Origin of the sequence: Halothiobacillus neapolitanus c2, assembly GCF_000024765.1 — a bacterium.
In the GTDB taxonomy this organism is placed as follows: domain Bacteria; phylum Pseudomonadota; class Gammaproteobacteria; order Halothiobacillales; family Halothiobacillaceae; genus Halothiobacillus; species Halothiobacillus neapolitanus.
The window spans coordinates 1,508,590-1,530,634 of record NC_013422.1 but is presented as its reverse complement, the minus strand read 5'-3'; the positions used below and the strand labels follow the sequence as shown (position 1 = coordinate 1,530,634).

The window sequence follows — 22,045 nt, the reverse complement described above, 5'->3', positions numbered from 1 at the left end:
CGTTGATATGTAAGGCTAGAAATTCGGGCCTTTGCGGACTTCGGGCCAGTTCCGGGGAGCGAGGTCGGAGCGAGGAATGGCCAGGAGAGAATGAAATGTGGCAGGGAACGGGCAATTCGGGCGGCTGCTGAAGTCCGCAGGCTTCCGCAAGAACCACCAAGAACACGCGGGAACCGGTGCGATCGGGCAAGAAAAAACCCCAACCGAGAACGGTTGGGGTTTTGTTATTGGTGGAGGTGGGGGGAATTGAACCCCCGTCCGCCAGTCCTACGCTTTCGGTACTACATGTTTTTCCTGTTTTTTATTTTAACGCGCGGCTACCCAACAGGCAGGGAAAACCACGAGCGATTCCGGATAAGTTTTAGCCAATCCACGCCGGACACGCTTCATGACGATCTTGTGAGAGTCGACGCCTGGAACCTGAACGCACAAGCACGGCTTCAGTCAGACGGCACCCTACTGGTTATTAAGCAGCGAGTGCGTAGTTGTCGTCGTTGGCAACTAAATTTTTTGCAGATTTTTACGAGGCTCTACCCCTCGACATGCACCTAGAGTTTCGTGACCCGCGTCGAAGCCATGTCACCCCCTGGTTTTCTCTTTATGGGGTCTAACGAACACATTTCAAGCCGGTTGATACCAAGCTGTTCATGGGTTATTCCACAAGAAAAGTTATTCTACTCCTTTTGCACGACAATAGGAAAAGTCCAAGCCCGTGAGGGGAAGCTCTGAACCACGGGAAAACATGCTGCCGTGCATGAGGGGTAAGCTGCCGTGGGATGTATGGATGATTGCGGGTTTTCGTTTTTGTCGCTTTGAGCTTTGTGAAGGGTGATTGTGATGACGGAGCGTTTGGATGAGCTTGTCTTGTGTGCCGATGGTCGACGACGTTGTGCTTGGTGTGCTTCTGCGCCTGAGTTCCCGGATTATCACGATAATGAATGGGGTTTCCCTGTCGACGACGACATTCGGTTATTCGAAAAGATCTGTCTGGAAGGTTTCCAGTCGGGTTTGAGCTGGCGCACGATCCTCGTGAAACGGCCGGCATTTCGAGACGCGTTCGTTGATTTCGATTTTCATCGCCTTGCTGAGTTCACAGAAGTGAATGTTGGCGAGCTAATGAATAATAAAGGCATTGTGCGACACCGGGGCAAGATCGAAGCCGTGATCAATAACGCAAAGCGTGCAATTGAAATGCTGCAAAACCACGGCTCATTGTCTGCTTTTTTCTGGCGTTATGAACCCGATCCGAGCCAATTCCATGAACCGCAAATGGTGACGACTTGCCCTGAAGCCATTGCCTTATCAAAGGATCTTAAGAAACTTGGCTGGAAGTTCGTCGGTCCGACGACCCTGTTCGCTTTCATGCAGGCAATGGGGATGGTCAATGACCATGTGCATGGTTGTATCAGCCGATTTGCCGTGGAACAGGCGCGTCAGGACTTCAAGCGTCCTGGCTGATTAAAGCAATTCCACCTTGGCCGCACCGTTCTGGCGGTCGATGAACAATTCCAGTTCGCAATATTCCGGCAGGATGTTTTCGGGTGTCGGGTCATCGATGCAGCTACAGCCCGTAATAATGCTGGTGTATTGAACACTCAGACGCACGAGCAAATGTTCGCCCTTCGCTTCGGTGTGCAGCACCCGCACCATCAGGTCATCATCCAGCGCCACGCTGCCGTGGGTGAGCGCTTTTTGTAAGGGCAGAAGCCGAGTGCCCAGTCGAGTCAATGTGTCGATCAATGTCGGCGCAAAATGGGGCGTACCCCAGGCAGCGACCGCGGATGCGAGGGGCTTCTCAGATGGCGATTCTTGCGCGATAGGGTCCATGATTGTCTTCGCTCTTGGTGGGTTTCATTTATGAATACCTGCCCTTATCCGGATTTCACCCCTTCATGGCGTCATGCTGATTCGTCTGTGGGTGTCTCTTGAGTTTTGGCAGCTTGAGGTTTTTTACGCCGACTGACCTTTTCACTGAGGGTTTGCGTGAGTTCGAAAAACATCGGGATGAACAGGACAGCGATGTAGGTGGCGAAGATCATGCCGCCGACGATGCCGGTACCCAGCGCATGTCTGGCTCCTTCACCCGCACCGCTGGCCAATGCCAGTGGCAACACGCCCAGTATAAACGCCATCGAGGTCATGATTACCGGGCGGAACCGGATGCGGGCGGCCGCCACGGCGGCTTCGGCAATCGTTTTTCCTTCGGCATGGATTTTGGCGGCAAATTCGACGATCAAAATCGCGTTCTTGGCCGACATGGCAATCAAGACCAGCAGGCCGACTTGAAAGTACACATCAATATCGAGGCCGCGCATCCAGTTCGCCAGCAGTGCGCCCAACACGGCAAAGGGGATGGCGGTGATGACCGCCAGCGGGAGCGTCCAGCGTTCGTACAGGGCGGCCAGAATCAAAAACACCATGATAATGCCCAGCCCCAGCGCGATGGCCCCGGATTTGCCCGCGGACAGTTCTTGATACGCCGCCCCGATCCAGCCCAGTTGGAAATTGCGCGATAGCGTGTTTGCAGCCACTTCCTGCATGGCTTTGAGCGCCTGACCGGATGAATAGCCCGGTGCAGGGTTGCCCAGAATTTTCACGGACGGGAAGATATTGAAACGATTGACGACATCCGGCCCGCTGGTCTGGTGCAGTGTGACCAGTGAGCTCAGCGGAATGAGCCCGTCATTTGCACTGCGAACATAGACCTGTCGCAGATCGTCCGGCGACACGCGATAGGGCGTGTCCGCAGCTTGATTGACCTGAAAGTTGCGCCCGAACAGGGTGAAATCGTTGATGTAGCCCATGCCGAAAGTCGATTGCATCGCCGTGAAAATATCCTTGACTGGCACGCCGAGAGAATAGGCTTTATCCCGATCCACCACCGCTCGATACTGCGGAATATTGAATTCGAAGGTCGTGCGCACCCCGGCCAGTTCCGGTCGTTTATTGGCTGCGGCAATCAGGTTTTTTGCGGCGGTATTCAAGGCATCCAGGCCACCGTTGCCCCTGTTTTGCAGGTACAGTTCGAAGCCGCCGGTGGTGGAAATGCCACGGATAGCGGGCGGAACGAACGAGAATACCTGCCCCTGCGGAATATGCCGCGCTTCGCCGGTGATTTTCTTCGCAATGGCCTGAACGCTCTGGCTGGCTAAGGGGCGTTCATCCCAGGGATTTAAGCGCGTGAAGGCGACGCCCGCATTGGGCCGCGCCGTGTCGGCCAGTAAATCCCGTCCCGCAAAAGCGACGGTAGAAAAGACGTTCGGATCGCGGGTGATGATGTCGCTCAGTTCATTGCGCACGGTGCTGGTGCGATCGAGACTGGCGCCCGGTGCCAACTTGATGATCGAGATGAAGAACCCTTGATCTTCATTCGGGATCAAGCCCGTCGGCGATTGCCGGAACAGGAAAAATGCGGCAATGATCACGCCGGCAAACAGCATCAAGCCCACTGGCCAGGCCCTGAGAAAGAAATGTACGAGACCCATGTACGCATTCGTCAGGCTGCTGAAACCACGGTTGAACACACGAAAGGGCAGGGCAGGCGGTTTATCTTCATGTTTTTTGAGAAGCACGGCGGTCATGGCCGGGGTCAACGTCAGCGCCACGACGGCGGACAGCACCACCGAGATCGATATGGCAATCGCGAACTGACGATACATTTCGCCCGTGAGCCCCGGAATGAACGCCACCGGAATGAACACGGCCAAGAGTACCAGCGTGGTCGCGATAATCGGGCCGGTGACCTGATGCATGGCCTTGATGGCAGCATCCCGAGCGTTGAGCATCTCCTCGCGCATCAAACGCTCCACGTTCTCGATCACGATGATTGCATCATCGACCACGATACCGATGGCCAGCACAAAGCCGAAGAGCGTCAACAGATTGATCGACATGCCCGAAAGGAATAAACCCGCCAGTGCCCCGATAAGAGCGACGGGGATGGCGATCAGCGGAATCAGGGTCGCCCGAGGCTTTTGTAGGAAGACGAAAATGACCAATACGACCAAAACCATCGCCTCAAGCAGCGTCTTGAGCACCTCTTTGATGGAAATGCGTACAAAGTCGGTGGTATCCAGCGGAATTTTGTAGGCGAGGTCGCCCGGGAAGCGAGCCTGAAGTTCTTGCATCCGGTCGCGGATGGCTGCGACGGTTTCCAGGGCATTGGCGCCGGGTGAGAGGAACACGCCGATCGGCACGGTCGGCTTGCCATTGAAGGTGGCATTGAAGCCGTAAAACTTCGAACCCAATTCAATGCGCGCCACATCCTTCAGTCGCAATGTGCCGCCGTCGGGATTGCCTCGCAGGATGATGTTGCGGAACTGGTCCACATCGGTGAACCGGCCGTCGGCGGTGATGGTGTAGGTAAATCCAGCGCGCGAATCATTCGGCGCATCGTTAAATTTGCCCGCGGCAAACTGGGCGCTCTGCGCTTTGATGGCATTGCCGACATCGGTCGGTGTCAGCTTGAAATGGGCCAGTTTGGCTGGGTCGAGCCAGATGCGCATGGAGTAATCCTGTGCGCCGAACAATTGGGTATCGCCCACCCCTTTGATGCGCTTGAGTTCATCGATGATGTTCAGCAGCGCATAGTTGGAAATGAACTTGGTATCGAACTGTCCCTTCTCCGAGAGCAGGGTGATGACCATCAGGATCGCATTGCTCTTTTTCTGCACCACCACGCCCTGATCACGCACTTCCTGCGGCAACTGCGACAAGGCTTGCTGCACGCGATTGTTGACATCGATGGTGGCCTGATCGGGGTCCGTGCCATTGGCGAAGGTGACGGTGAGTGCCATCGTGCCCGCATCGGAGCTGCTCGAAGACATGTACAACATGTTGTCCACGCCATTGATGCGCTGTTCCAGGGGCGCGGCGACCGATTCGGCAATGGTGGCGGCATCGGCCCCGTTGTAGGTGGCCGTTACCTGAACGTCGGGCGGCACAATCTGGGGATATTGCTCAACCGGCAGCCCGGTGAAGGCCGCTGCGCCAGCAAGCGTGATCACCACTGCGAGCACGGTGGCGAAAATGGGCCTATTGATGAAAAAGGTCGAAATCATAGGGGTATATCCAATGCGTCACGGTCAAAGGGCGGTTGAGGTCGTCGTTACTCTTTACCGGTTTTCTCTTTACCGGCTTTATAGGGTTCAACCACGATATCGGGACGTAATTTGACCAGGCCGTCGGTCACGATCCGCTGCCCTGCGGATAACCCTGATTGGATCACTTGCCCTTGGTCGCTCATCGGGCCGAGCTCGACCGGAGTCAAGGTGATTTTGTTCTGACTGTCCACGGTGTATACCGCATGACTGCCGGGTCGAATGCCACTGGTGAGTGCGGTTTGCGGAATGACCAGCGCCGCGTCGAGCTTGTCCACCGCGACGTTCACCCGAACGAATTCATTGGGTTGAAGCGCTTGATCGGGATTGGGGAAAATCCCCCGTAGCGTGATGCTGTTGGTATTGGGATCGATGCTGACCGCACGATAATTCAGCTTGCCATCCAACCGTTTGGTGCCTTCGGCACCAAAAAGAAGCGTAGCCGGGATCGGGTGGTCCGGGTCGGGTTTGAGTGCGGGGCTGTCGGCGTAGGGGTTATCGGCAGAGGTGGTAAGGATGACTTGAATCGGATCGATCGCTTCGATTTGTGTCAGCGTGTCACCGACGTTGACAAGATTTCCCACGGCGACCGTGCGGCGGCCAGCGATTCCGGCAATCGGTGCATTGATGCGGGTGTAGTCGACATTAATTCGGGCGGCCACTTTTTTGGCCTGCGCCACCTTGACCGCTGCTTGTGCCATCTCCAATGCCGACTGGGCATCGTCGCGCTCTTTGACGCTGGCGACACCCTTGCTGTAGAGCGTCTTGATACGATTCCAGTTGCGTTGGGCCGCGTTCAGAGCGGCTTCTGCCGAAGACTGATTTGCGATGGCCTCGTTCAAGGCGGCCACATAGGGTTTATCGTCGATGACGAACAACGGCGTGCCCTTGTCTACTTTCTGGCCCTCGACGTAAGCGCGGGTTTTCAAAATCCCGGACACTTGAGCGCGCACATCGACCTGTCGTTCTGCCTGGGTGACGCCACTGAACGTTTGATGGATCGTCACCGATGCCGTTTTGACCGTTTCGATGGGCACGATTGGCGGCGGCATTTTTTTACCGGGGCCATTTTCGGCAAAAGCACTCCCCGCGCCCAGCATCAAACTGGCCGTGATCAGCAGGGTAAGGGCTGGGCGGATATCGATTTTTGAACGTAAGTGGGCATTAACCATGGGGGCTCCGGTTGATTCAAGTGCTCAGGTTGGGGCATGGCCTTAGCCTGAGACAGGGTCTGTCCGTGGGCTTTGCGTGCCTGCCGACCGTCAGATTCCACTGCTACGCTGAGCAGTGCAAAAACAGGTCCCGCAGATTCGCTCATTATTTTTTTTCGTTAAACCAAGTGATGGACGCAGGTTTACTGCCCGGTATATCCATGTAACCAGATGCGAAGCTCTGATCGGTAATCGGGAAATTCGTCGTCTTAAATGGTTAACCAACTATCAATTTAGCATGTTTTTCTGGAAAATCTCGAAGCGGTTCTGCGCTGCGAACAAACCGATGAATCCCTCACCGACGCCACACAGCCGGTTGGAACGTTGGGGACTCAATGGTCTATAACATTGCGGTTGTGTGGCGCAGCCGTTAGTGTGCAATCGTCATGGCATGCCCTCTACGCCGCCCGATCGAACCCGAATGAAAACATGAAAAGGACAGCCAACGATGAATACATCAACACATAAACGAAAGGGTTTGCTCGCTTCGGTCCTTTTGACCCTGCCCGCGATGACCGAGGCTGCCCCCGTCGAACTGCCACGAGCAGACATCAAGTCGGGTTGGTCGGTTAGTGTCGGGGCGGCCGCGGTGGTTACCCCGGTCTATTCGGGATCGGACACCTACACAACTTCTATTTTCCCCGATCTGCGTATCCGTTACGGTGACCGTTTTTTTGCCTCCATCCCGGAAGGCATTGGTTACAACTTGGTGCAAACACCCCACTGGCGCGCCGGTCCTGTGATTAAGCTGCGCTTCAGTCGCAATGAGGATACCGGTGGATCGCCTTTTTTGATCTCGGGCAAGAGTGATGCCCTTAAAGGAATGGGCGATATTTCTGCCGCTGGCGAGGCCGGTGGTTATGTTGAGTATCGCCAGGCGAATTGGAGTGGTCGAGCCGAGGTGCGCCAGGGCTTCGGTGGACATACCGGTGTGCTCGGAGATTTGAGCCTGAATTATTTCAACCGGGTCGGACCGGTTCGCTACGCGGTTGGCCCCAGGGCTACACTGGCATCGGCCGAATTCATCAATACGTACTACGGCGTCTCGGCAGCTCAATCCACGACGACGCGTTATCAGCCCTACACGGCGGCCGGTGGTCTGGTCTCGGTGGGTGTAGGTGCCAGCGCCTTCCTGCCCTTATCCCGATCTTGGCAGGTGGGCGTGGCCGCAAGTTATGACCATCTGGGTTCACAAGTCAGTGACTCTCCGCTGGTTCAATCAGCCAACCAGATGACCGTGATCGGTTCATTGTCCTACCGGTTCTGATCCGATGAAGGACATGACCGCATCACTGATGCACGCGCCTCTGTTTCGAGCGGACGATCCGCAGACGACAAATCGCTGGCGAACTGCCGATGACCGCGTAATGGGTGGCGAATCGGTGGCACATATGGATTGGCAGCACTCCGGAATGGAGCAGGGCGTGTGTTTGCGCGGTGATGTGTCGCTTGCCAATCGAGGCGGTTTCATCCAAATCAAGTGGCCTGTGACGGCTGGTGACCTTGTAAACATCGATGGCTATACCGGTTTGTATATCCACGCCATGGGCAATGGCGAAGCCTACAACCTGCATCTGCGCACCCGCTGGCTCTGGCTGCCTTGGCAGTCTTATCGCCAGACATTCCATGCGGAGCCTCAACCGCGCTACCACTATTTTCCGTTCGATGCGTTCGAGCCCTACAAAACAGACACACCGTTCGCGCCCCGCCAGCTCAAAACAATTGCCGTAGTCGCCATCGGCCGCGCGTTCACGGCGGATGTCTGCGTGCGCGAAATGGGGTTTTACTCGCGCCTTGGCGATACGACGGATTAGTAACGTCCATGTCCCGGGTGCTGTACTGGTTTCGTCAGGATCTGCGCTTGCGTGATAACCGTTGCTTTATTCGCGCTTGCGACCAGGCCGATGCCCTCTTGCCCGTGTATATTCTCGATCCGGCGATGGAGCAGCCGACGCGGTGGGGATTCGATCGGATAGGGCCACATCGTCGTGTCGTGTTGGGTCAGGCACTGCGTGGATTAGATCGTCAGTTACGTCAACGGGGTAGTGGTCTGTGTCTGCTGCAAGGGCAGCCGGTCGATCAACTGCTAGCTATGGTTCGGCAGGGGGCCATCGATACGGTCTGGGTTGAGGACATCGCCGCACCGCAGGAGCGGGCGCTGGTCGATGCTTTGAAGCAATCGCTCGAACCATTGGGTGTTTCGGTCTACACCGGCTGGCAATCGAGCCTGATCGCGCCTGATGATTTGCCCTTTGCCATCGATCGTTTGCCCGATTCGTTCACGCCGTTTCGCAAGCGGGTTGAGCAGGCTGCCGTGTGTATTGAGCACCCGTACCCAGCACCCGATGCCGTGCCGCCTTGGCCCGAATCGGTACCGTATCCGACCGCATCGATCGACGCTCAGTTTGACGCCCTCTGTGGTGCATCAACTCGGCCAGCAGTGGATGCGCGTAGCGCATTCCCCTGCGACGACCCAGATTGTTCCGTCGATGAAATCGGGGCGCAACGGCATCTGGATCAGTATTTTGCGCGCGGTTTGCCGCACACTTACAAAGCCACCCGGAATCAGTTGATTGGCAAGGATTATTCGAGCAAGTGGTCGCCTTTTCTGGCGCTGGGGGTTCTCAGCGCCCGTCAGGTTTATGCGGCACGGCAGCATTTCGAACAGGCGCGGGGTGCTAATGAGGGCACCTACTGGCTGCGGTTTGAGTTGCTCTGGCGCGATTACTTTCGTTTTTTGCATCTGAAGTACGGCCGCCGTTTGTACCACGCCCGGGGACTGGCACCGGATCGTCCGGCGCCCACCCACGATGCCGACCGTTTTGAGCGCTGGAAGAACGCCGATACCGGTCATGCTTTCATTGATGCCGCTATGACTGAACTTTCGCGGACCGGTTATTTGTCCAATCGCATGCGGCAGGTGGTGGCCAGTTATCTGATTCACGATCTGGGTTGTGATTGGCGGGCAGGCGCCGCCTGGTTCGAGTCGCAACTCGTCGATTACGATGTGTACAGCAATCAGGGTAATTGGCTGTATCTGGCCGGATACGGCACGGACCCGCGTGGATCGCGACGATTCAACCCGGATAAACAGGCTCAGGATTACGACCCCGGTGGCGCGTATCGGGCACTGTGGTTGTCCGGTACGGCGGCGATGCCCGCATGAACGCGGTGGAGGTCGCCGACCGGCTTCGTGCGTTCATCGCCCAGTTGGGTCAGCCTCTGGCCTGTTTGGATATTGAGACCACCGGCAGCCATACCGAGCGCGATCGCATCACCGAAATCGGCATCGTGACCCTGCATCCCGACGGCACGCAAAGCAACTGGTCCTGCCTGATCCATCCGGGCTGTGCCATTCCCGCCCGCATCACGACGCTAACGGGCATCACGAACGAGATGGTTGCCGATCAGCCGGTGTTCGCTCATCGGGCGCAGGCATTGCTGGAACGGCTCGAAAACCACATCGTGATCGCACACAATGCCCGATTCGATCTGGGCTTTTTGAAGCAAGCGTTCCGGCGAGAGGGCATCCGGTTCAATCCGTCGGTGTTATGCAGCGTCAAATTATCGCGTCAGATGTTCCCCGCCGAACGGCGACACAATCTTGATTCGGTCATGCAGCGGATGGGGCTCTCCTGCGCTGCACGTCATCGTGCATTGGGCGATGCGGCAGTGGTGGCGGATTTCATCACGACGCTGGCCTGCACACGAGCCGAGGAGTTGCTGGCGGCTTGTCGGGCGCAGCGCCAACGCCCCAGTTTGCCGCCCCATCTTGCGCCCGAGCGGATCGACGAAATTCCGGACACGCCCGGCGTGTACCTGATGTACGGGGATGGCGCATTACCGCTTTATATCGGCAAGAGCATTCATCTGCGGCGACGGGTACTGGATCATTTTCGAAACGACCATCGCGAACAGAAGGAAATGCGGCTTGCGCAAGCGGTGCAACATATCGATTGGATCGAGACGCCGGGGGAGTTGTCTGCCCTGTTGCTCGAATCGCGCCTGATCAAGACGCTCAGCCCCCTATTCAACCGCAAACTCAGGCGAACGCGCGATTTATGCACTTGGCACTGGGTATTCGGTAACGTTCAACCGCCGCGTTTGTTGCGTGGGGATGATGTGATTCCCGGGAGCTGCTATGGGCCGTTTCGTCACGCGACCCAGGCCAAACAGGTGCTGCGCGAACTGGCCGCAAAGCACGGTCTCTGCGATATCCGGCTGGGTTTGCAGTCGGGTTCTGGCCCGTGTTTTGCCCATCAAATCAAACGGTGCCGCGGCGTCTGCGTTGGGCAGGAAAGTCCGATGCAGCACGACTTGCGTCTGGCAACTGCCCTTGAAGAGCTCCGTATCAAACAATGGCCTTATGACGGTCCGGTGGTTTTGCACGAATCGGATGACCATACGGGCGCCTCATGGCACGTGATTGATCAATGGGTTCATTGGGGAACGGCGCATAACGAGGCTGAGCTGGACGCGGTGCTTGAACACCCGCGACCGAATTTTGATCGCGATACCTATCTGATTTTGTTGCGCCACCTAGACCCGGCTCGTGTAACGCCTCTGTCGTCACGTTCTGATCGGCCCATTCGACTGATCGAGGCGTGAGCTAATCACGCCTTTTTTGATTCCTCTGGTCTATGCTCGATTTAGCCGACGCTATCGAAGCCCGCGCGAACGGGAATCACACGAGAAGGGTGACTCAAAGCCCTTCGCACAACGTTAGCTGCCCTTCCTGTCCAGACAATCCCAGCCTTCAAGAGGTGTGTTCATGAAACGACGTCAATTCCTGCAAACCTGCGCACTCGGCGCGGTCAGTTTCTCGTTGCCGACCTGGGCTGCTTCCTGCCCGCTGCTGAATCAAACGGTGCGAACCCTGGATGACGATAAAGAAGTCAATTTGTGCGCCACCTACGGTGGACAGGTGGTGTTGGTGGTGAACACGGCCTCTTATTGCGGGTTCACGCCACAATTCAAGGGGTTGGAGAAGCTCTACGCAGACTACCAATCGCAGGGCTTTGCCGTGTTGGGCTTTCCATCGAATGACTTTGCGCAAGATCCCAAGGATGAAAAGCAGATCAAGGATTTCTGCGAAATGACCTACGGGGTCAAGTTCCCGATGTTTGCTAAAACCCGTGTGCGAAAAGACGATGCAGACCCTTTGTTCAAAACCCTTGCTACCGCCGCTGGCGGCGATTATCCCTCATGGAACTTTCATAAATACCTGATCGGGCGCGATGGCAAACTGTTCGGCAGCTATGGCTCGACCACGACGCCAGCCGCACTGCAACCGATCATCGAAAAAGCCCTGGCAGCCCATGCGTGATGTGTTTCGAACACGTCTGGCCCGAGCGGCCTTGGGCATTTTTGGCATCTGTATTTTGATGGGAGCGAATCGTGCCATGAGTGCCGAACCGATCATCCAACCGATTGACCCACCCGACCTGAACTCGTCGGCGGCTTATGAACAGAACCTCTACGGCCGACCTTTGCAGGCGTGTTCTAAAGACTTGCACGCCGGCGCGGACCGCAGCGGCTATTGCCGGCTCTCAATTGCTGATTTGGGCGTGCACGGGGTGTGTGCTCAAATGACCGAGGCCTTTCTGAGTTATACCTTAAGCCAAGGCAACGATCTGATTACACCCCGACCCGATTTTCGATTTCCTGGCCTGAAACCCGGCGATTTCTGGTGCGTGTGCGCGGGTCGTTGGCAACAGGCATTGGATGCGGGCGTCGCGCCGCCCGTGAATCCTGAAGCAACAAGCTATGGCGTGCTGGCCACCCTGTTCGCCAGCGATTTGAATCGCCATTTGATTCGGCCATCGCAAGTGCCACCCTCCGGTGAACCGAAACAATAGGGCACCTCGAAATACCCGTGGTTCGTCGTTCCCGCGTAGGCAGGAACCCAGAAAAATCAAGGCGCTGGATTCCCGCCTACGCGGGAATGACGGGTTTTTCGAGATACCCAATAATATTTCGATGAGTTTGAGGGCTTTCACGAGCCACACAAAGAAATGTTGGTGCAGACCGACAAAACTGATTTTCACTTATGTCTGTCCAACTGGTTTTAGTGCTCGCCCGAGACAATTTGGCCGGGTGCGAAGCGGTTTGAACCGTGCGTATGTGGTGCCGGAAATAGGAATCGAACCTACGACCTTCGCGTTACGAATGCGCTGCTCTACCGACTGAGCTATTCCGGCCAGATGGGAAGTTTTTCATCGTCTGGGTAGGAATGTCAATGTCGGGCCGATTCTCATCAGCCCCTGCGATTCACGATATCGATACGCGCGTCTGTTCAGTCGAATGTGTTGGTTGGGTGTGAAATTTGAATGGTGTAGTCGAGGGTGTTGCTGCCGTCTTTGACCACGTTCTTTTCGCAGGTGAACGTCGAGGACATGTCATCGAAGGGGTAGGTGTAACAGGTTGGGCATGCCTTTTTCAACCAGGTAATGGTCGGCAGTACATAAGGAACCCAGGCGGTTCCCTCGGTCGTGTACCCAACCGAAGGCGTCGTTATTCCGGTCCAGTTGGTGCCACCGCAGGCCATGACGGCGGGCTGATTGGTAGGCGCCGGGTCCGTGTACGCGCTGAAGCTGTTGTTGATGCACAGTTGCAGATCGCTGACCGAGATGGTTGTTTGACCGTTGAATGCCGGATTGACCGCGCTATTCGTGGTGAATGCGAATGGCGCCTGATTCAGATAAGTGGCATCGCCATTGTTGTTCCAACCCCAGATCTGGTTTGCCGTGGCCCAGGAAACAAAGGTGCCGCAAATCCGATCCGACGCTGCGAAGCTGCTCGTCCCACTCAAGACCTTGCTTTTGTCCCAGCCGCAGACCGGGCCACTGGAACCGGTCGCCGCACAGGTCGTTTGCGGGTGGGTCACGTTGCAGGGCGTTGGCGTTGTGGCGCTTGTTTCGACCACGGCAAAGTAAGACGCGGGGCTATCCGTGCTCGGCAGCGGGGTTGGGAAACTGGTTGCCGTGGGCGTAAACACCCAGTTGCTGAGCGTCTGGGTGGCGGATACGCCGATCGGTGGCGATGACTCGCCGGGCGTCCCGCATTCATACCCGTTGGGCGTCACCTGGCCGTGGGTTGGTCCGAATGCCAGCGCGTAATTCGCCCCGTTGATGATGGACACATCATAGTAATCCACCGTGTTGTGCTGATACGTGACCTCAGCGAGGGTGTTTGCAGCATAGGTTGGCCCGGTGCCCGGCGTTGTCGGGCTGCTCGGGCAGGTGCCGCCGGGACAATTCAGGACGGTGTAATTGCCGGACCACTGAATCTGCTGCGGGCCGGTCGTGATGCCCGACCACTGGGGAATGAACAGAGTGGTTGAGTCGCCCGGTTGCCCGGTTGGCAGGAGAATACCGCTGCCATTGGCGAAGGCGGGTTTATCCCAGAAGCACAAGAACGGTGTTTTACCTTTTGCCACGCCGGCACCTCCCTGAACACAGGTCGATCCGATTGGGCAGGCGTTTTTACCGCCGGCGGTTGGTCCGCAGTAGGATTGCGCGCCTGCTTGGGTTCGTGCCGGATTCGTCGGGTTTACGCCAGCGGCAACGGACGAGGGGGATGTATAGGCGTTCGCAGAGCCCGCATTGGCCTCGACTCGAACCTTATCCGCTGATGCATTGGTGAATGTGATCGTTCGTCCGTCGGTTGTTCCACTGTTGTCGATTAGCTTCAGGTTGACGGTTTTTCGATACGACGGCACCGCGATTAACAATCCTGCCTGATTATTGGCGAATGACGGTGGCACTGTCGTGACGTTCACAGAGAGCGCGGTGTCGAGACCATCTGCAGTGCCTTTCAAGGGCAACAGGCCATATCCGCAACTCGTCACAGAATCGGCAAAGGCCTCGGAGCTGCTGTTATCCAACGACAACGCGCAGGTAACAGAATCGGTTTTCTGCAGGTCGGCGGGTGTGTTCGCGCCGTCCGGATAGGAATAAAAGACCAACGCACTTGGATCGGTGCTGGTCACCGTGACCCAGTAGTTCGATTCAAGCAGCGTGTTTTCCGTCAGATACACGAACAATGGCGCCTTCATGCCAAGAAAGATTTGGCCGGAACTGTTTTGAGAGGCGACCTCGATTGTTCCCGCGGATTGGTTGGGGTTGCCTTTCCAAGTGATCGTGATGTCATCTTGAGCACCGAACGGGGCATTGTTTCCCGCAACCCAGGTGCCGGTGGGGCTGATGGTCGATGAGAAGGCGGCTTTAGACGATACCTGCGCGGCGTCGATGGTCCCGCTGATTGTGCAGCTGGGGTTTGCCGTAGTGAGGTTGCATTGCTGAATGCCGCCCTGTGCGAACGATATCCCGGCGGGTTGATTCATCATCACCGTCAGTGGATTGTCGTTTGGAATGCGCTTGCTGTCGGTTCCCGTTGCGGGGACAAGGTTGACCGTGATGGAGAACGGGTAGGCAACCTGCGCGCCTGAGTAGAAATTGCGGATTGTCGATGAAACGGTGATCGTTCCGTACTCGCTAACGGTTCCGGCGACGGACACCGACGTGCGGGCGTTGGTATGGCCCGGGGCTTCGGCCAGAATGAGCGCGTTACCCGGCTTCTTGCCGAATACGGTTACCGAACAAGGGGCGTCTCCAGCAGACAGGGTGCAGGACGAGGGAGCGACGTGGGCAACCGTGGGGTCAGAGACACTCAGGCTGATCTTCTGCTTTGTGCTCGCTTGGGTGTCGACAATCTTCACGTGCACGGTACGGACGTCGCCCGCCCGGAGTGGGATGGACTGAGCATCCATTTGGATCTGACTTCTGGAATAGTCAGTACTGCCGTCGCACCCGGTAAAGAGCATCAAGGCACCGATCATCAACGCCCCGAAGGTTTTGTTTTTCATTTTGTTTTTGCTCGTTTCCATTGTTCGAATAGGGTTTTTTCCCGATCCTAACAGTGCGCCCTATGCACAGCAATGTGCCTTTGGACATTTAGGCAGCGAAAAGCAGCAAATATTTGGTGTGTTTGTTTTGCTCGAAAGGAAATCTGCGGGATAACGTGGACAGATTCAGGTGTGGGTTTTGTCGAGGCGGGCGAGTGTCTGTGCTTCCATGGCTTTGAGATCCTCGATTTCATCGCGGGTGAAACCGGCAGCCAGACGACCCGGTTCGTCATAGGGTCCGCGAATCCGTCCCTGCATGTATTCTGTGAGCAGATCACGGAAGGTACGGCGGGGATCGAGCTGACGGTGCTCGGCACAAAAACGGAACCAGCGGGTACCGATTTCGACGTGACCGATCTCATCGGTGTAAATCACCCCGAGAATGTCGACGAGTGCTTGATCGCCCACTGAACGCAGTTTGTCTGCAATAGCTGGGGTGACGTCGAGCCCGCGCGCTTCCAGTACACGCGGTACCAGCGCCATGCGCACCATGACGTCGTGATCGGTGGCGCAGACGGTTTCCCACAGGCTGTTGTGTGCGGGGAAGTCGCCGTAGGTACATCCGTGCTGTGCAAGGTAGTCGGCCAGCAGGAGGAAGTGCTTGCCTTCTTCAGCCGCCACTTGCAGCCAGTCACGATAGTAATCTGCGGGCATGTCGTCGAAGCGGTAGACCGCGTCCAGCGCGATATTGATGGCGTTGAACTCAATGTGCGCAAAGGCATGAGCCAGCGCGTTGCGTCCGGCCTGGGTGTGCGTGATCCGCTTGGGTAGATCGCGCGGCGGCACCAGTTTGGGCAGGGCAGGGCAGGGCGGCCGGGGTCCGGAACACGCTGACGGGTCTGTTCGGGAGGGCGAGAGACCAGTGCATCGTCCGTCATCCGTGCTTGGCGATACAGTGCGGCAGCCCCGTCTGATTTCTGCCGTGGATCGGATGTCATCAACCAGTGGTAGGCCTGTTCACGAATCGAGGCATTGAATAATGGAGCGGTCATTGGTTTCTACGTGTCACAGGTTAATGGTCGCGGTGCGTTGCGCGATGAATTGGCGAAATTCTGTTTCGAGTTCGCGGTAGTGCCCGATGGCCTTTCGTCCTGCTTCGGTCAGGGTGGCATGGCCACCACCCGCTCCGCCGACCTCTTTGGTGACGTACGGTTGGCTACCGATCTTGTTGACCTCTTCGATCAGCGACCACGCGCGCTTGTACGACATGCCCAGTGTTTTGGCTGCTTGGCTGATTGAACCGAGTTCGTCGATGAGTTCCATCAACCGGACTTTGCCTACCCCGAGGTAGCCTTTCTGATCGGTGCCAATCAGCCAGAATCGGGCGTGAATCTGTTCGCTGTAGGCATCACCGGGCAAGCGGTCAAGGCGTGATTTTTTCGGCATGATGACTTCCTCGAGTCCATGTTGGGTGGAGCAACGGATGAGCGTTATGTTTTTATAGCATAACCGAGTCTGTATTTTATGGTGCAGTGGAAATGGGCGGTTGTTACCCAAGTGGTACTATGGTTGACCCGATTTATAGAGGTTAGTTTTATGGTGATTTCACAGGTGTTGGGTACCTTGTCCGTGGCGGATTTTCTGCGTGATTACTGGCAGAAAAAACCGGTGTTGATCCGTCAGGGCGTGCCCGGCTTCGAATCGCCTCTATCTCCCGAAGAACTAGCCGGTCTGGCCTGTGAGGAAGACGTGCCCGCGCGCTTGATTCTCGAATCGGCCGGCGCGCGGCCCTGGACGTTGCGTCATGGCCCATTCACCGAAGCGGACTTCACAAGCCTGCCCGAAGACGGTTACTCGTTGTTGATCACCGATTGCGAAAAGCTGATCCCGGACTTGATGAATTTGGTCCAGCACTTCCGTTTTGTACCCGATTGGCGGATCGATGACCTGATGATTTCCTACGCACCACCCGGTGGTTCGGTCGGGGCGCATATCGATGAATATGATGTGTTCCTGTTGCAGGGGATGGGGCGGCGCAAGTGGATGATCGAGTATCCGCCGAAGCACAGTGATTTTGTGCCAGATCTGGATATTCGCCTGCTGCAAGAATTCGAACCGACCGAAGAATGGGTGCTGGAACCGGGCGACATGCTCTATCTACCGCCCGGTGTGCCGCATCACGGCGTAGCGGTCGACCACTGCATGACGTATTCGATCGGCTTTCGTGCGCCCTTGCTGCACGAGATGGCGGCTGGCGTCACCGACCGTCTGATTACCGACATGGATCAAGCGGCTCGTTACGGTGATCCCGATTTGCAGGCACCTGCGAATCCCGGCGCATTGGATGCCTCATCGCGTGTCAAGTTGCGCGCGATCTTGCAATCGGTACTCGATCAGGATGATGCCGTGCTGGATCGATTCATTGCCGAAACCCTCACCGAGCGCCCGCTGGATCACGCGGGTTTTTATCCACAAAACGATCCTTTGGACGCGAAGGCCCTGCGCGGTGAAATCGCCCATAGCGGCGACACCCTCATGCGCACACCGGCTGCGCGTTTGTTGCTGGTTGAAGATGAGCCCGATTCGGCTGGCGGTGCACTGGCCGTAGATGGTCAAAGCACGCTCTTGAATGCCGAAATGCTCCCCTTGGCGCGCTTGCTTGTGAGTCAGGTTTTTTATGATGCCGCCGAACTGCTGGCAGCCACCGAGTCTGAGGCCGCGGCTGAACTTTTGCAGAAACTGTATGCCGATGGGGTGGTGCAGTGGCAGCCGAACTTGCTGAGTGTTTAATGCGAAAGGAGAATAAAACATGAGTCAGGACACTTCGGGTCTTGCCCCGTCCGTGATTTTGGTTGGTATGGGCGAGATTGCTCAGGTGTTGGCCCGCGGTTTTTTGAAAACCGGCCATCCGGTCGTTCCGGTGACCCGTCGGCAATCACTTTCCGGTGTATTGGCCCATGTCCCCGATGCGATGGCTCTGGTGCTGGCGGTCGGTGAAAAAGACCTGCCCGATCTGCTCACGCAAATCCCGGCGCCGTGGCACGAACGACTGGTGCTGCTCCAGAACGAACTATTGCCCAAGGATTGGCAAGCGGCGGGCATCGTCAACCCGACCGTTATTTCCATCTGGTTCGAGAAAAAGCCGGGCAAGCTCGTCAAACAACTCATGCCCAGTCCGGTCTGGGGAAGCAACGCCGGTTTGATGGCAGAAGCGCTTGCAGCGATGGGTTTGAATGCCCGGATCATCGACGATTTGGCCGCCATGCAAAACGAGTTGGTCATCAAAAATGTCTACATTCTCACCACCAATATTGCCGGGCTCAAGGTGGGCGGGGATGTCGAAACCCTCTGGCGGGATCATCAGTCGCTTGCCCGTTCGGTCGCGCTTGAGGTTATAGCGCTCCAAGAGAAGCTGGTCGGACAGGCGCTGACACCCGAGCCCCTGATCGAGGGCATGCTGGCTGGATTCGAAGGTGATCCAGCCCACCTCTGTCAGGGGCGCACGGCTGCCGCCCGCTTGCAGCGGGCTTTGAAACTGGCCGAAAGGTTTGGTCTGGATTTGCCGGTAATGAAGGAAATTGCTGCCGCGCATAGGGCTCATTGAGGTGGTTTTCGTGCATGACTGAAAAGGTGCCTTAAATTTCAAGAAATCTCAAGATGGGCCAAGTTTGACTGCTTAGTGCGGCCCTGAACGGTTTGTTTTCTTTCTCTACCCTGATCGAATAGGCATACTATGTTTGTGGTTTGGTGGGTAAGCGGTTTGAACTGGGTTTGTATTGCACCCAGTGAGCACAGACCCCCCACCATCTCCAGCCGGGTAAATCCAGAGTCGAAAAGGGTGGAATATGGTTAAAGCCATCGATAGTCAGCAAGTTGAGAAGCTCAGCATTGATGAATTGGCCAAGCAACTGGAAAGCACATCCAAGGGCTTGAGCAAGGCGGAGGCTACGGCTCGACTGGCTGGGTTCGGTCCGAACGCTCTGGTGGAAAAAAAGGTCAGCCCGTGGATCAAGTTTCTGGGTTACTTCTGGGGGCCTATTCCCTGGATGATTGAGGTGGCCGCCGTTCTGTCGGCCATCGTGCGTCATTGGCCGGACTTTTTCATCATTCTCGCCTTGCTGTTGTTCAATGCGGGTGTGGGATTTTGGCAGGAGTTCAAGGCGGCCAATGCGCTTGCGGCGCTGAAGAATCAGTTGGCGCTCCGGGCTCGGGTTCTGCGTGACGGGCAATGGAGCGAAATTGATGCAGCCGAACTGGTGCCGGGCGACGTTGTCCGGTTGCGGCTGGGTGACATTATTCCCGCCGATGCCAAATTGATCGAAGGGGATTATCTGTCGGTCGATCAGTCCGCGCTGACGGGCGAATCACTACCCGTGGACAAAAAAACGGGTGAAGTGGTGTATTCCGGCTCGATCGCCAAGCAAGGCGAAATGGTGGCGATGATCACGGCCACTGGCAGTCAGACTTTCTTTGGTATGACGGCGAAACTTGTCGCCGATGCGGGTGCGCCGTCGCACTTTCAGAAAGCCGTTCTGGCCATTGGCGATTACCTGATTTTTATGAGTCTCGGGCTCGTAGCGGTGCTGATTTTGGTGCAACTCCATCGAGGTGCACCGATGCTCGAACTGTTCCAGTTTGCGCTGATTCTGACGGTTGCCTCCATTCCCGTGGCGATGCCCGCCGTGTTGTCGGTCACGATGGCAGTCGGCGCCATGGCTTTATCGAAAAAGGGGGCGATTGTTTCGAAATTGCAGTCCATTGAAGAAATGGCGGGTATCGACATTTTGTGCTCGGACAAAACGGGCACATTGACTCAAAACAAGCTCACGCTGGGCGAACCTGCCGTATTCGCGGCGAAGGACGCACAGGATCTGATTCTGGCTGCCGCGCTGGCCTCCAAGGCAGAGGACAAAGATGCGATTGATCAGGCGGTGATTGGCGGATTGAATGACGCCCGTGTACTTGAGCAATACACGCAAACGGCCTTCGTGCCATTCGATCCGATGGGTAAGCGGACCGAAGCTGCCATTACGTCATCTGCGGGTCAGCGCTTTAAAACCACCAAGGGCGCGCCTCAGGTTATTGTCGCTCTGGCTCAGCTTACCGGTGACGATGCCCAAAGGGCCAATCAACTGGTTGACGAGTATGCTGCCAAGGGGTTTCGCACCTTGGGTGTCGCGCGTTCCGATGACGGTAAGAACTGGATTTTCCTTGGCATTCTGCCGATGTTCGACCCGCCGCGTGACGATTCGGCGCAAACGATCAAGGAAGCGAATGAACACGGCATCGCTGTGAAAATGGTGACGGGCGACAATGTCGCTATTGCACGACAAATCGCGGGACAACTGGGTTTGGGTCAAGCAATTCAACCGGCGAGTAATCTGCTTGGTGCTGATGGCGCTAAAGCGCTGGATGCCGCCGAACAAATCGAGAAAGCCGATGGGTATGCCCAAGTCTTTCCCGAAGACAAGTACGCCATTGTCAAAGCACTGCAGGGTCGACACCACCTCGTTGCCATGACCGGGGATGGCGTCAACGATGCACCGGCGCTCAAGCAGGCGGACGTGGGAATTGCCGTTTCCGGTGCGACGGATGCGGCGCGTGCGGCCGCCGATCTGATTCTCACGGCACCGGGGTTATCCACCATTACGACCGCAGTCGAAGAAGCCCGACGTATTTTCGAGCGCATGAACTCTTACGCCATTTACCGAATCAATGAAACGATTCGGATCATGATCTTCGTGGTGTTGGCGATGATCGTGTTCAACTTCTACCCGATCACGGCGATCATGATCATTCTTCTGGCCCTCTTCAACGATCTGCCGATCATGACGATTGCCTACGACCACACCAAGGTCGAGCCCAAACCCGTGCGCTGGAACATGCACCGTGTGCTGGCGGTATCAACGGCAATGGGCGTGACCGGCACCATCGGCAGTTTTCTGATGTTGTACCTGGCTATGAACTGGCTGCATCTTTCCATCCCGCAAGTACAAACCTATGTGTTTCTCAAGATGGCGGTATCCGGCCACTTGGCTTTGTTTGTCGCCAGGGCGCGCGGTTGGTATCTCGCCCGCCCTTATCCCGCGCCGGTCATGATCTGGACGGCGGTCGCCACCAAGGTTGCTGCCACCTTGTTGTGTTTGTACCCAATGGGCTTGATGGCGCCAATCACCTGGTTTGATGTGGCGCTCATCTGGGTGTATTCAATTGTCTGGTCATTTGTGACGGATGTTGCCAAAGTAAGCATTCAGCGACGCTTCGACTATACGGCGGCACCGCATCGCAGTTTCCTTAAAACGCTGCGCCATCCCTTGCAACACGGATAAGGCGGCATGGATAAGAGCGAGACGAGGTGTTTAACAACGACAGGATCGCTGCCGGTCCAGCGTCGATAACCAGAGGAGGATCAGCATGATTACGTTTTCAACCAAGGTGTATCCGAATATCACCATGCTTCGAGCAGATGCGCTGGCCATGATCGATAAGATGGGTCATAGCGCGACGGTGCCCGGTTCGATTCTGGCTGCCGATGTGCCGCAGGCGCTCGAAAAATTGACAGCCGCGGTCGGCGTCAGTCATACGGTCGGGCAAGATGCAGACGACGGTGTCAGCTCGTCTACCCGTGCAGCGCCGTTAATTGATTTGCTCAAGGCAGCGGTTAAAGAGCACAAGAATGTCATGTGGTCAGAAGCCGGTTTGCTGGACTGACAAGATGCTGAAAATCCCCCCTTGAGTTTTTCAGCAATACCGGGTCCAGTACATGCCCGGGCTTCGCTAGTCAATCACTTATGGGCACCTCGAAATACCCGTGATTCGTCGTTCCCGCGAATGCGGGAACCCAGAAAAATCAAGGCGCTGGATTCCCGCCTACGCGGGAATGACGGGTT

General features: G+C 56.4%; 17 protein-coding genes, 1 tRNA gene and 1 other RNA gene. 11 read left to right on the top strand and 8 right to left on the bottom strand.

Features of this window, described 5'->3' with window-relative positions; genetic code table 11:
- Positions 1–228: 228 nt before the first annotated feature.
- Positions 229–587: a transfer-messenger RNA gene (gene ssrA / locus HNEAP_RS12545) on the bottom strand.
- Between the two features lie 250 nt (positions 588–837).
- Between ssrA and HNEAP_RS07105 the strand changes: the two genes are divergently transcribed.
- Entirely contained in the window at positions 838–1,458 is a 621-nt protein-coding gene (locus HNEAP_RS07105) for a DNA-3-methyladenine glycosylase I (protein ID WP_012824285.1), read from the top strand.
- On the opposite strand, the gene HNEAP_RS07100 is transcribed toward HNEAP_RS07105, so the two are convergent.
- The 3 genes from HNEAP_RS07100 to HNEAP_RS07090 all read right to left on the bottom strand — a co-directional run bounded on the left by HNEAP_RS07100 (position 1,459) and on the right by HNEAP_RS07090 (position 6,271).
- On the bottom strand, positions 1,459–1,827 hold the full coding sequence (locus HNEAP_RS07100; RefSeq protein ID WP_012824284.1) for a hypothetical protein: 369 nt from the start codon (positions 1,825–1,827) through the stop codon (positions 1,459–1,461).
- A gap of 71 nt (positions 1,828–1,898) precedes the next feature.
- Positions 1,899–5,057, bottom strand: coding sequence for an efflux RND transporter permease subunit (locus tag HNEAP_RS07095; RefSeq protein WP_133484623.1), 3,159 nt, complete (start codon positions 5,055–5,057; stop codon positions 1,899–1,901).
- A 50-nt stretch (positions 5,058–5,107) separates the two neighbouring features.
- Positions 5,108–6,271, bottom strand: a complete 1,164-nt coding sequence (locus tag HNEAP_RS07090; protein ID WP_012824282.1) for an efflux RND transporter periplasmic adaptor subunit — start codon at positions 6,269–6,271, stop codon at positions 5,108–5,110.
- 487 nt (positions 6,272–6,758) lie between these two features.
- Here HNEAP_RS07090 and HNEAP_RS07085 point away from each other — a divergent pair, with 487 nt between their 5' ends.
- From HNEAP_RS07085 to HNEAP_RS12260, 6 genes are all read left to right on the top strand, one after another.
- Positions 6,759–7,577 (top strand): MipA/OmpV family protein, encoded by an 819-nt coding sequence (locus tag HNEAP_RS07085; protein ID WP_012824281.1) that lies wholly within the window; start codon positions 6,759–6,761, stop codon positions 7,575–7,577.
- A 13-nt stretch (positions 7,578–7,590) separates the two neighbouring features.
- Positions 7,591–8,124 (top strand): CIA30 family protein, encoded by a 534-nt coding sequence (locus HNEAP_RS07080; protein WP_049772491.1) that lies wholly within the window; start codon positions 7,591–7,593, stop codon positions 8,122–8,124.
- Positions 8,125–8,132: 8 nt separating this feature from the next.
- Positions 8,133–9,476, top strand: coding sequence for a DASH family cryptochrome (locus tag HNEAP_RS07075; RefSeq protein ID WP_012824279.1), 1,344 nt, complete (start codon positions 8,133–8,135; stop codon positions 9,474–9,476).
- Positions 9,473–10,918 carry an exonuclease domain-containing protein gene (locus HNEAP_RS07070; protein ID WP_012824278.1) on the top strand — a complete coding sequence of 482 codons (1,446 nt, stop codon included), beginning with the start codon at positions 9,473–9,475 and terminating at the stop codon, positions 10,916–10,918. The genes HNEAP_RS07075 and HNEAP_RS07070 overlap by 4 nt, the downstream gene beginning before the upstream one ends.
- Positions 10,919–11,081: 163 nt before the next feature.
- Entirely contained in the window at positions 11,082–11,636 is a 555-nt protein-coding gene (locus tag HNEAP_RS07065) for a glutathione peroxidase (protein ID WP_012824277.1), read from the top strand.
- Complete coding sequence (locus HNEAP_RS12260; RefSeq protein ID WP_012824276.1) at positions 11,629–12,168, top strand: DUF2237 family protein; 540 nt, start codon at positions 11,629–11,631, stop codon at positions 12,166–12,168. Before HNEAP_RS07065 ends, HNEAP_RS12260 begins: the two co-directional genes overlap by 8 nt.
- Before the next feature lie 266 nt (positions 12,169–12,434).
- On the opposite strand, the gene HNEAP_RS07055 is transcribed toward HNEAP_RS12260, so the two are convergent.
- The 4 genes from HNEAP_RS07055 to HNEAP_RS07040 all read right to left on the bottom strand — a co-directional run bounded on the left by HNEAP_RS07055 (position 12,435) and on the right by HNEAP_RS07040 (position 16,601).
- Positions 12,435–12,510, bottom strand: a tRNA-Thr gene (locus HNEAP_RS07055).
- 95 nt (positions 12,511–12,605) lie between these two features.
- Complete coding sequence (locus HNEAP_RS07050) at positions 12,606–15,176, bottom strand: glycoside hydrolase 64/thaumatin family protein (protein ID WP_012824275.1); 2,571 nt, start codon at positions 15,174–15,176, stop codon at positions 12,606–12,608.
- 165 nt (positions 15,177–15,341) lie between these two features.
- The gene (locus HNEAP_RS07045) at positions 15,342–16,160 is read right to left on the bottom strand and encodes a ferritin-like domain-containing protein (RefSeq protein WP_155802519.1); all 819 of its coding nucleotides are present in this window, start codon (positions 16,158–16,160) and stop codon (positions 15,342–15,344) included.
- A gap of 60 nt (positions 16,161–16,220) precedes the next feature.
- Positions 16,221–16,601 (bottom strand): winged helix-turn-helix domain-containing protein, encoded by a 381-nt coding sequence (locus tag HNEAP_RS07040; RefSeq protein WP_012824273.1) that lies wholly within the window; start codon positions 16,599–16,601, stop codon positions 16,221–16,223.
- 150 nt (positions 16,602–16,751) lie between these two features.
- On the opposite strand from HNEAP_RS07040, the gene HNEAP_RS07035 reads away from it, so the two are divergent.
- The 4 genes from HNEAP_RS07035 to HNEAP_RS07020 all read left to right on the top strand — a co-directional run bounded on the left by HNEAP_RS07035 (position 16,752) and on the right by HNEAP_RS07020 (position 21,866).
- On the top strand, positions 16,752–17,945 hold the full coding sequence (locus HNEAP_RS07035) for a cupin domain-containing protein (protein ID WP_012824272.1): 1,194 nt from the start codon (positions 16,752–16,754) through the stop codon (positions 17,943–17,945).
- A gap of 19 nt (positions 17,946–17,964) precedes the next feature.
- Positions 17,965–18,759: a hypothetical protein gene (locus HNEAP_RS07030; protein WP_012824271.1), complete on the top strand. Its 795-nt coding sequence runs from the start codon at positions 17,965–17,967 to the stop codon at positions 18,757–18,759.
- Positions 18,760–19,000: 241 nt separating this feature from the next.
- Complete coding sequence (locus HNEAP_RS07025) at positions 19,001–21,484, top strand: plasma-membrane proton-efflux P-type ATPase (protein WP_012824270.1); 2,484 nt, start codon at positions 19,001–19,003, stop codon at positions 21,482–21,484.
- An 85-nt stretch (positions 21,485–21,569) separates the two neighbouring features.
- A complete protein-coding gene (locus tag HNEAP_RS07020) occupies positions 21,570–21,866 on the top strand; it encodes a DUF1840 domain-containing protein (RefSeq protein ID WP_012824269.1) in 297 nt (98 codons plus the stop codon).
- Positions 21,867–22,045 lie beyond the last annotated feature (179 nt).